The sequence below is a fragment of the Mucilaginibacter sp. P4_G9 genome, from assembly GCF_056400985.1.
This window is the reverse complement of the sequence record NZ_JBFUKF010000179.1, coordinates 1-10,731: the sequence shown is the minus strand read 5'-3', so window position 1 is coordinate 10,731 and position 10,731 is coordinate 1. Positions and strand designations below refer to the sequence as shown.

The window sequence follows — 10,731 nt, the reverse complement described above, 5'->3', positions numbered from 1 at the left end:
GCACAAACACTATATTAAGTTTGTATACGCCTGTAGCATAAACAATAAGCGCTGTTACCAAAGCTGCAAACAACAGGTAAATGCCTGTTGTGATAAAAAACCTGGTAACATCAGTCTTTTTATATTTTAAAAACTGGGTAAAGCCGGTTAGTAAAGTTATTACCAGTACAAACGACGATTGGATAACATTATAATGCTTAACAATATCTGATGGCGGGGCTATTTTGGTTTTAAACATAGCGTTCCAAACCGGTACAGAGGTTACTACCAGTAAGTGAAAGCACGAAAGGCTCAAAAATACAGCGCCCACAAACATCCAGAATTCGCGGCTGTAGGTTTCTTCGTCCTTTTTGGTGATAGGCAATTCCTTCCATCTGCGTACCAGCAGTACTACCGATAGTATCAGGAACAACATAATGCCTATAACCAGCTGCCAAAACATGCCCAGGTCGGTAAAAGAGTGTACAGACGTATCGCCCAAAATACCGCTGCGGTTAAGGAATGATGAGTACCATACCAGCACAAAGCTTATCAACACCAAAAACGTGGCAGTAAAGTACGAATGACCTGAGTTTTTATAAACAACAAGCACGTGAACTGCTGCTACCAGCGTTATCCATGGAAAAATAGAAGCATTCTCTACCGGGTCCCATGCCCAGAAACCACCAAAATTAAGTGATTCATAAGCCCAGAACGAGCCCATTACAACACCTGTACCCAGTATCATACAGGCAAACAGCGCATAAGGTATAGCTGGTTGTACCCAATCTTTATATTTTTTTTGCCAAAGCCCTGCAATCGCGTAAGCAAAAGGCACCACCATTGATGCAAAGCCCAGGAACAGTGTTGGCGGGTGAATGATCATCCAGTAATTTTGCAGTGACGGCACCATGCCCTGCCCGTCTTTTATAAACTCAAGGTAATTGGGGTTCGAGAAGATGGGCGCCTCCATTGATTGCCTTAACAACAGGAATGGCGAACTGCCTATTCGCTGGCCCAATACTTCAACACCTAAAACCATGGTAGCCAGCATTACCTGTGATAGCGCCACAACCGTCATCACCGGGCGTTCCCATGATTTGGCCCTGAAGATGAGTACAATACCTAAAACTGACTGCCAGAACAACCATAGCAAAAAGCCCCCCTCCTGTCCGTTCCAAAAGGCTGATATGATGTAATAAATAGGCAATGAACGCGAGGTATAAGCCCAGGCGTAATGGTATTCGAAATAATGTTTGTAAATAAGGTAAAACAGGCAGGTGCCTATACCCAATATAGCGGCTGTATTAACAAAAAAGCCTATACGGCCAAGTTTTTGCCAAATACTATCCTGTTTCCCTGCGTCTTCGGTAGTGGCAAAGTAATAACTGATACAAGATAAAAGAGCGGCTCCGAAAGAAAGAACGATAAAAAACTGACCTATCTGGCCCGGTAAAAGGTGTTCACCTTTAAAAACTGTATCCATCAAAATGGTTTTATATACTGGCCTGTTTGGCCTTAACTTCTGTAACTTCTATTTTATCCTGGGTGTATTTTGATGGGCATTTCATCAGGATCTTGGATGCATGAAACTCGTTGCCAACCATAGCGCCGGTAAGCACCAGTTGTTCGCTCCGTTCAAAATCCTCTGGCTTGGTACCTGTAAAAATTACCTTACGTTCCTCGCCCTTATTATCCTTCATGTAAAACGAAAAGTAATTGGCATCCTTAGTGGCATCATAAAACAACTCTTTTGATTTATTAAGGTGCCCTACAATATGTAATTCGCTGTTGGTTTTTGAGGCATCACCAAAAGAACCATAAGTACTTGAGTTGGAGTATACACTAATGATAACCGCTATAGCGATAGCTATAACAATAAGGCCAAAAATTGAACTTTTTTTCATTTGCGGTTTATATAAAATTAATAGAAATGCAAAAATACAAAACGTATAGCTAATAATGTTTATTACAAGTGATATGTTTTATTTAGAACCATTCTTAACAATAGCTTAAAAATCGGACAACACCCCGGTTCTCTTAGAAGCTGTTTAAATTTGATTTATTAATGTTTTTACACCTCCAATGAAACCAATATCCACGCGTCATTGCGAGGTACGAAGCAATCCCCACCTTACAGAGTAGCTTTGCAAATCCGATCTGCATAGTCGGGGATTGCTTCGTACCTCGCAATGACGGCCTGTTTTTTTATTTTTAAACAGCTTCTTAATAAATTCCTTTACGCTTAAAAGATCTGTCTGTTATTTAACTTAAGTATATTTATAGCATCAGGTTGCTGAGTTAACCCGGTAAAAAACCTTAAACAATAAAAAAATGAAAGATAAGATAGGTACTAAAGAAAACCCGTTGACTTTAAAAACACCACCTTTATCATCAGAATATACCATGCATGCCGATGTAAAAGATGGCAAAGAAATTTTGGTATGCACCGTTGGCAAAACAGTTTTGCATTATGATTACCGCTGCCTCGCCGATTTGCATGCGATGTTAAAAGCTCACGGCGACTGGATGGAACTTGGCAGCGCCGATGAGCAAAAGCCAACCAGAGAAGGCACAGTGGAAGCATGGGGCCGTTCAGAATCAAACCCGGTTGGCGGCTGGTATGGGTTAAAAAAGGGCCTGCGCGGGCGTTTCGGCATGTACATACCTCCTCTTATGGAAGCCTTAGGCCTTGCCGAGGTTACCCATGAGCCGAAAGGCAACAAAATGAGGGCGGTTTAGGATTGACCGGGTGTTTCCATTTCTACAGTGTATTCACCCATTGTAGCGGCGCTGTTACAAGCTGCCCGATGGAGCAAGGCCTGTTGGGCTACCGCAATATTTTCATCCTTTCCCCGCCACAACTCCAGCGCGGGTTGCTGTATCGCTCTTGAAAATGAAAAGGTAAGCACCCAGGGCATAATCTCACCAAAATGGGTGTGCATCCTGTTCAACCGCTCTGAAGCTAATTGGGCCGACTGACCGCCAGACAAAAAAGCAATGCCAGGCACAGTGGCAGGTACGGTTCTTAAAAAACATTTCATGGTAGCTTCGGCAACGTCATCTACAGTTGGTTTTTCTGGGCTATCTTCACCGGGCAGTATCATGTTTGGTTTCAGGATTATGCCTTCCAGATCAACCCGCTGCTGGTACAACGCATTAAAAACGGCATGCAGCACTTCGGTTGTTACAGCAGCACATTGCGCTAATGAATGGTTGCCATCCATCACTACCTCCGGCTCAACAATGGGCACCAAACCGGTTTCCTGGCTAAGAATAGCATAACGTGCCAGCGTATAGGCGTTGGCCTTTATACATGCCGAAGAAGGGATGTCATTCCCTATGGTGATAACTGCCCGCCATTTAGCAAAACGGGCTCCCATATCGTAATAAGCTTTTAACCGCCCGTTCAGGCCATCCAGGCCCTCGGCTATTTTTTCTCCGGGAAAACCCGCCATTGGTATAGTCCCCTCATCTACCTTTATACCCGGAATTATTCCATTCCGTTTTAAAATATCAATAAACAGGGTACCATCAGTGGTGCTTTGCTTAATGGTTTCATCAAATAGGATTGCCCCGCTAATGTACTCGCCCAAACCGGGAGTGTTAACTATAAGATCGCGATATTTACGCCGGTATTCTTCGGTTTGGGGTATTCCTAATTCCGAAAAGCGTTTATTGCAGGTGGGTGTGCTTTCGTCCATCGCCAGCAGACCTTTATTATCTGCCATTAATCGTTGCGCGATGCTTTTTAATATTGAATTGTCCATATCCATATATACGTTGTGTTAAGTAGGTATATACATGAACACGCGTGGGCAATGGTTGTTTGATGATATTATAAAAGACAGCTATTTTCCCACTCCGATCATTTGGATACCGGCACCTCAATATAACTGCCATTATACCACTTCACTTTTAAAGGTGTTTTGGCATCAGCAATGCTTTCAGTACTTACATCCTTCCCGGTACCATAATTTACCTGGCAAAAGCGATTTTTATTTACGTTGATGACTACCAGCAGGCGGCTACCCCGGCTCAATTGCCTGCTTACCACCTTGGTATTTGAAAACGGAATGACTGTTATCTTCCCGGGCTGCAATAACCTGCGATGGTTGATCTCCCACGCATAACTGGCACGGCCCACAAAATAGCTGAGCTCAAAATATTCGCCGTTGGGCATAACTTCATAAAGCACCACGCTGTAATCAAAATCCTTTTTGTTAATCGCAGCAGTGAGCTGACCTATGAATGCCCCGTTAACAATGAGCGGTTGCTTTAAACTATCGCTCATGAAAGTAAAGCCGTTGCTGTAAATATCCTTCTGGATAATGGGATACGGATAGGCAAAACTGTTCATGGTGGTACGATCGGCAAAATCAACTTCCTGTTCAAGGTATGCCGGGCCGGCAGGTTTTGGTGCCGAAAGTTTAAACTGATCATCCTTTTTAATATTGCTAAAGTATAATTTCAGCATGCTATGGTGCATTTTTTCAAGCGATGGCGCATGATCCCAGCGATTGGCACCCATAACCTCGTAATTAATGCGATCTTTTAATATTGCCGGCTTTTTTCCGTGTTTCATGATGTAATCAAACCATTGAAAAGTGATCTCTTTTGTATTAATAAGCGCTACCGGATCAACCTTATAATCACGCAGGTTGGCTACCCCGCCCCTTTGCGCGCCAAAATGATCATACGGGCCCAACACCAAATAATAATCGGCATTAGGGTTATATTTAGCCAGCTGCCGCAGGTAGTACAGGCCCGATGTTTGCCCATCATCATAATAACCATCAAAAGCCAGCACCGGGATATTGATCTTAGCATATTCTTTTCCATACGGGATCATAGATTGCCAATATTTATCAAAACCAGGGTGCTGCAGCCAGCGTTGCAGCCATTTATTGGGGGCATGGTCAACACTATCAATCTTACGGTATGATGCACCGCTTTTATACCAGTTGTCATTTAAATCCCGCCAGCGCTGCTGATTGTTATAGGTAGCTGTATCCAAATATTTGTTATTGGTTACGTAAAATGCCCAGCCGTAATTGGCGTTCAGGAACACATTATTTTCCATCGGGAGGCCCATCCCAGGTATAGCCGAAACATAGGGTACAATAGTTTTAAGCGCAGGGTGAACCCTGTACTTTAAACCGGCCCACTGCACAAAGCCCGAATAACTGCCGCCATACATCCCCACTTTTCCATTGCTCCAGGGCTGTTTGCTTACCCAGTCTATCACCTCGTAAACATCTTCGGCATCATGCTCATAGGGTACCACTTCTTCGGGGCTAAGGCGCTTACCACGCACGTCGGCCACTACGCCCACATAACCATGATCGGCAGCATATTTGGCTTCGGCCAGGCTCCTTTTAACATCCGAATAAATAAACACAAACAAAGCAGCAGGCTGCGGACCGGCCACATCACGCTTGCGGACAACCACCGCGGAGAGCGTATTTCCCTGTCGCGTTTTAATGAACACACTATCATTAATGATATACCGTTCTGCATCAGTTTGCGGTACATTTTGGGCAAAAAGAGTTACCCCCCGGCTTATAAAAGCCAGTAACAGGAATATTTTTTTCATAATGTTTTTTTTAGCTAAAAGCCGAAGGCTTAAAGCAGAAAGCTTATGAATTTGCTTTCATGCCGCCCGGCATTCTTATGTTGATTATTTATTTAATTTATGTACGTACAAAGTTTTCCGCCTTATGCTTTCTGCTTTCAGCCTTGTGCTTTCAGCTTTTTAAAGTCCGTTTAAGGTTTTAAATTTTACCGATTGCCTGTCGGATACCTCCAGCAACTGGCCTGTTTTTAAACTGATATTCAATTTACCGCCAGCTAAATGATGAATTTGACCAATAAAGGTCTTATTTACCATTTGTGCACGGTTTATCCGGAAGAACACCGCCGCATCCAGCTTTTCTTCCAGTTGGTTGAGCGAGCGTTTCAGGAAGGCTTTGTTATTACCAAAATGCAATACCGCGTAATTATCCATCGATTCGATAAGGTAAATATCCGCCGGATTAACAAAGTAACACTTGTTGCCATCCTTAATAAAGATCTGCTGATTTGCCGACGACGCACTCAGCTTATCCTTCATCTTTTGCATGGCCTTTGCAAAACGCTCATCGCGGATTGGTTTTACAAGATAATCAAGCGCATTTGCCTCAAAGGCTTTAACCGCGTATTGATCAAAGGCAGTAGTGAAAATAACTTCCGGCACATCCGAAAGCATTTCCAGCAGGTCGAAGCCAGATCTTCCGGGCATTTGCACATCCAGGAATATCAGCTGAGGGCTATACTTTTCTATAAGGTGCTTTGCTTCGTCAGCATTCCCGGCTTCGCCCAAAACGGCTACATCAGGGTAATCCATCAGCATCCGTTTAATTTCATCCCGCGCCAGGCGCTCATCATCCACTATAATCACGCTTATCTTTTTCATGATATGGGGGTTATGATGGTTGCTAAAACTTTATCACCCGGTAATTCTGTTAAACTGAGCGATCCTTTGTTTGGGTATTGAAGCAATAGCCGTTCCTCAAGGTTTTTTAAACCAAGTCCATTGGTTCCCGTCGCATTGTTTATTCTGCCGGGACTCCCTACGCTTATGTTTATACAATCCTCCTGCTTTTTAATGGCAATAATAATCTGGCCGCCATCTTTTTGCTGTGCGATGCCGTGCTTAATGGCATTCTCCACCAAAGTTTGAATACTTAAGGGGAGTATTAAACAAGTATCCGGTACTTCGCCAATAGTAATTGTGAATTGCAAACGGTCTTCAAAGCGGATCTTTTCCAGTTCAAGGTAATCGTTCACCAAACTCATCTCATCATGTAAAGAGATAAGTCCGGTATTGCGCCCATACAGCGAGTTTCGTAATAAATCTGACAGCAGGTCGATCGCTCTGCGGGCTTTTACGGGATTGATACTGATGAGCGCCTTAACACTGTTGAGCGAGTTAAAAAAGAAATGCGGGTTAAGCTGGGCCGCTAACTGCTGCAATTGTGCTTCGCGCGCCACTACCTGGAGGCGTGAATATTCTTTTGCCGTGTCTATCTCCATTACGGCATAGTGATAAAGATGAAAAGCCAACACCCAGATTGCCATCAGCCTGATACCGGTTGCCGAAACGATGAGGTAATTCTGCCTTAAAAACCCGCCAAACGTCGAACTAAAATTGTAGCTAAAATAATAGCGGAGCACATACAATTTAATCATCACCAGCAGCATATATACCAGTCCCATAACCAACACAGCAGGAATAAGCCTTACAGGCATACTTTTTAACTTTAACCGGATCCAATTAAGCTTATGAGCAAATAGGTAATAGGTATGGGTAACGGCTATGCCAATAGCAATATCAAATACAAAATGAAGCAGCGCCAGCCGATAACTAAAGCCCCCGGGAAACGGACTATCCTGAACCTGCATCCAGGCAGAAAACGCCCAGAACAGCCCGGCCAGCGACCAGCCAAATATTTGACATTGCCAGTAAAGCGATATTTTTTTTTCCTGTTTCAAGGTTATTGATTTGCCTGGTTAACAAAACAAACCAACAAAATCTATTTGGTAATATAAAGAGAAAATACAGGAGCGCGGAGATTTGGGGATGAGCGGGAATAATTTTTCTGCAAAAAGAAAAACCGGGATGCTTATCCCGCCATCCCGGTTACCTTTATAAATAACATTCAAATTTTAGATTTACTTTCTAATTTTATCAGTAGCTCGCTGCAATAGCTCCCCCTGGTCTTTTTACGGAAAAAGCATATCGCTCATTGATATTTTGAACGATAAATTGTTTTTTTTGACCAGGTTTCAGTTTGTCAATAATTATCTGATGAAACTGTCCGCTCGAGTCGCGGTATTCAAGTGTATAGCCATTGATTGTATATGACGGGATGGAGTTTTTTACCTGGATTTCAATGGAAATGTCGAATTTGTTCAACCTGGTGACTTTGGTAATTTCAACCGGAGAGCATAACTGCCCAAACGTATAAAATGAAGGTTTAGGCCGCAGATAAATATCCGTTAATCCATGACGGCGTATTTGAAATTTACCCCTTCCTTCTTCACCCATTTGGGTTCGATAATCGTTGAGACAAAAATAAATGAAGCCTGCAATGAACGGCCTGCGACGCCATTCCTGCATGTGGTAAGCCATATCATCTAACCTTCTGGCATCGCCCCCGGAAAAAGCGGGTTCACAAAGTCCGGCCTCACTGATCATCAACGGCCGGCCTTTCAAAGCCATAGCTATATCATCAAATTTTTTTGGTAGTAAATCCCGTTGGTTACCATTCCAGGTTCCTACATAATCGTTCCATGATGGTAAATCTCCCATAAGTCCGGGATCATTTTCAAGTTTAGCATCCATTTTATTTCCAACGACATTAATCAATCGCGTGGAGTCCAAAGTCCGGGCAAAACCTTTTAACTGATCGTTATCTTTCTGCGTGGATGGAACTTCGTTATTTAATGCCCAAGCAAAAATACTTGGATGGTTATAATGCGCTTCTGTCATCTCCGACAGTTGCTGTTTTGCAGTTATCATTACTTCAGGTGTCAATTGCGCAGGCTTTTGCCACCATGGAATTTCTTCCTGCACCAGGATCCCATATTCGTCCATAAGGTCAAGCATATGTTGATCCTGCTGCCAGTGAAAACGAGTGACCACAACGTTCAGTTGTTTCATCATCCTCACCACACTGTCCATAATCATTCGGGGCTCGGCAGATCCGTATGATGTATGACTTCCTGGCATATATTCAATACCAGGCAAGCGCACCTCCTCGCCGTTTAAAGTCAGCTTGTCGCCGTTTATCACTATTTTCCTGAAACCGAACTTCTCTACCCTGACATCAGAAACCCCGTTTTTATTGCGAACCATAATCTGCAATTCATAAAGAAACGGGTTGTCAAAGTGCCAGGGGATCACCTTATTTAAATGAAACGACAACTCATAGCTATCACCAATCTGCTTTGCAGTTATCCTTTGTGTAAGAATAAGTTTTCCGGTCTTTTTTTCCTTCAATAAAGCACTAAAGTCTGCAGAGGTGACCTCAGACTCATTCAGCTTTATTTTTATCAGTGCAACAGCACTGCTATCTTTCAGATTCAAATCAGGGGTGATATGAACGTACTTTATTGATGGCCTATCACATATATAAAGCGACACTTCCCTGATAATTCCTCCATCGTTTGCCCAATCGAAGGCCTTTTGAAATGGCAAGTTTGTAGCAGAAAAACTATTGTCACAAGAAACTACAAGCTTATTGAGTTTCCCATATTCCAGGAATTTCGAAATATCGAACGAAAATGGAGTATACCCTGAATTGAGATGTTCGCCAACACGCCTGCCATTAACGAAAAGCACCGCATCATGATACACTGCCTCGAATTTGATAAAAACCGCTTTTCCGTGCCATTTTGCCGGAACCTGAAAACTCTTAAAATACCATGCCTTACCAGCATAATTCTCAAGCCCAGTTTGAACATTCCAGGTGTGGGGTATAAAAACAATTTTGGCTTCGTGCGGCATCTCTTTAGCATACCCCTTCTGTAACCCAACATCTGCCGGATCAATTAAAAACCTCCAGGGCCCACTGAGCGGCAATTTTTGAGGATTTTGCCCGAATGCCATTACAACATGCGTAGCAAATGCCAGCAGCAAAACTATCCTGGTGAATTTTAGCCTTTTAACATTTATTTTCATCTTTATACGTATGCTTTTCTGTGGAAGTAACCTGATGTGACCAATTTAAGCGTAGCAAACAATACGCGGGCAATTTAAATCAATGGATTGTAATGTCTTTTATTAGTTTACTGGTTAAACAAACTTATTATTAACAGCCGACGTAAGTATAGATTATGTAATGAAAAAGCTGGATTATATTACGTTTTACCAATCATTCAGCTCTCAAGCTCTTTATCGGATTAACAATCGCTGCTTTTATAGATTCATAACTTGACCCGTCCTGAAATAGCTATACCGATTTGTGAGTAAATCCTTTAAATACTATACAAATGTATTCTGTTGGTGCTAAGAAGCTGTTTAAATTTGATTTATTAAGTGTTCCATTTGAGTGCAGTGGAACACCCCGAACGCTTTGGAACGCATTGTGGCTGATTATCAACAACTTAAGCTTTTTTAAAACTAACAAAGACCGGAACACTTATGCCACTGATAATCAACATWATAAACCCAAATATTAACTTGTGATTAAAATMAAGCTGACGGACTGTAGTTCGATATCTGAATTTATCTCGCGCAAAGACGCTAARACGCAAAGTGATTTACTTCTTTTTTCTTTGTTAGTTAATTTCTATATAGTGTTCCTGTMTTCACTATAAATACACTTTTTTGAAGAAAAATCAATTTATATCGKGATATATAGAGCCGGATTAATTGGAAACTTATCATCCGCCTATCTCACAAATCCGGCAAATTTTAGCCTCAATTTACGAGGCTGTCTAAAAATAAAAAAACAGACCGTCATTACGAGTATCCACCAGGATGATCCTGGAAAAAAAATGGGGATGACGTGTTTACTTATGCGAGTAATTGGCCCTGTCACCCTGAGCCTGTCGAAGGGTCGCGCGCAGAGGCCTTCACCCGCTATGCTTCGACAGGCTCAGCATGACAGCCCTTTTTTAACAATCACTGCATCTCACAACGAGAAGTGTATTTAAACGTATATTGAAAATCAGCGACTTACAAACACGTCATTATAAGGTACGAAG

Annotated in this window: 8 protein-coding genes; 1 reads left to right on the top strand and 7 read right to left on the bottom strand. The window is 42.4% G+C overall.

What is annotated here, in order from left to right; genetic code table 11:
- Together ccsA and AC1DPZ_RS15670 are read right to left on the bottom strand one after the other, a co-directional pair.
- Positions 1-1,465: cytochrome c biogenesis protein CcsA (gene ccsA, locus AC1DPZ_RS15675; protein ID WP_477405005.1), on the bottom strand; the 1,465-nt coding region annotated here is incomplete at its 3' end.
- Between the two features lie 10 nt (positions 1,466-1,475).
- On the bottom strand, positions 1,476-1,886 hold the full coding sequence (locus AC1DPZ_RS15670) for a cytochrome c maturation protein CcmE domain-containing protein (RefSeq protein ID WP_477405003.1): 411 nt from the start codon (positions 1,884-1,886) through the stop codon (positions 1,476-1,478).
- A 427-nt stretch (positions 1,887-2,313) separates the two neighbouring features.
- Between AC1DPZ_RS15670 and AC1DPZ_RS15665 the strand changes: the two genes are divergently transcribed.
- Positions 2,314-2,721 carry a DUF6855 family protein gene (locus AC1DPZ_RS15665; RefSeq protein ID WP_477405001.1) on the top strand — a complete coding sequence of 136 codons (408 nt, stop codon included), beginning with the start codon at positions 2,314-2,316 and terminating at the stop codon, positions 2,719-2,721.
- Here the strand turns inward: AC1DPZ_RS15665 and AC1DPZ_RS15660 are convergent.
- From AC1DPZ_RS15660 to AC1DPZ_RS15640, 5 genes are all read right to left on the bottom strand, one after another.
- Positions 2,718-3,749, bottom strand: a complete 1,032-nt coding sequence (locus AC1DPZ_RS15660; protein ID WP_477404999.1) for a class I fructose-bisphosphate aldolase — start codon at positions 3,747-3,749, stop codon at positions 2,718-2,720. The two genes, AC1DPZ_RS15665 and AC1DPZ_RS15660, sit on opposite strands and share 4 nt — an antisense overlap.
- 98 nt (positions 3,750-3,847) lie before the next feature.
- A complete protein-coding gene (locus AC1DPZ_RS15655; protein WP_477404997.1) occupies positions 3,848-5,575 on the bottom strand; it encodes a CocE/NonD family hydrolase in 1,728 nt (575 codons plus the stop codon).
- Positions 5,576-5,734: 159 nt separating this feature from the next.
- Positions 5,735-6,433 (bottom strand): LytR/AlgR family response regulator transcription factor, encoded by a 699-nt coding sequence (locus AC1DPZ_RS15650; protein WP_477404995.1) that lies wholly within the window; start codon positions 6,431-6,433, stop codon positions 5,735-5,737.
- The gene (locus tag AC1DPZ_RS15645; RefSeq protein WP_477404993.1) at positions 6,430-7,512 is read right to left on the bottom strand and encodes a sensor histidine kinase; all 1,083 of its coding nucleotides are present in this window, start codon (positions 7,510-7,512) and stop codon (positions 6,430-6,432) included. The genes AC1DPZ_RS15650 and AC1DPZ_RS15645 overlap by 4 nt, the downstream gene beginning before the upstream one ends.
- Before the next feature lie 196 nt (positions 7,513-7,708).
- Positions 7,709-9,703, bottom strand: coding sequence for a glycoside hydrolase family 2 protein (locus AC1DPZ_RS15640; protein WP_477404991.1), 1,995 nt, complete (start codon positions 9,701-9,703; stop codon positions 7,709-7,711).
- Positions 9,704-10,731: the final 1,028 nt, after the last annotated feature.

Bases quoted from the DNA above. Each gene is read 5' to 3' on its own strand.
- AC1DPZ_RS15670 (WP_477405003.1), bottom strand. From the start codon at position 1,886: ATGAAAAAAAGTTCAATTTTTGGCCTTATTGTTATAGCTATCGCTATA.
- AC1DPZ_RS15665 (WP_477405001.1), top strand. From the start codon at position 2,314: ATGAAAGATAAGATAGGTACTAAAGAAAACCCGTTGACTTTAAAAACA.
- AC1DPZ_RS15660 (WP_477404999.1), bottom strand. From the start codon at position 3,749: ATGGACAATTCAATATTAAAAAGCATCGCGCAACGATTAATGGCAGAT.
- AC1DPZ_RS15655 (WP_477404997.1), bottom strand. From the start codon at position 5,575: ATGAAAAAAATATTCCTGTTACTGGCTTTTATAAGCCGGGGGGTAACT.
- AC1DPZ_RS15650 (WP_477404995.1), bottom strand. From the start codon at position 6,433: ATGAAAAAGATAAGCGTGATTATAGTGGATGATGAGCGCCTGGCGCGG.
- AC1DPZ_RS15640 (WP_477404991.1), bottom strand. From the start codon at position 9,703: ATGAAAATAAATGTTAAAAGGCTAAAATTCACCAGGATAGTTTTGCTG.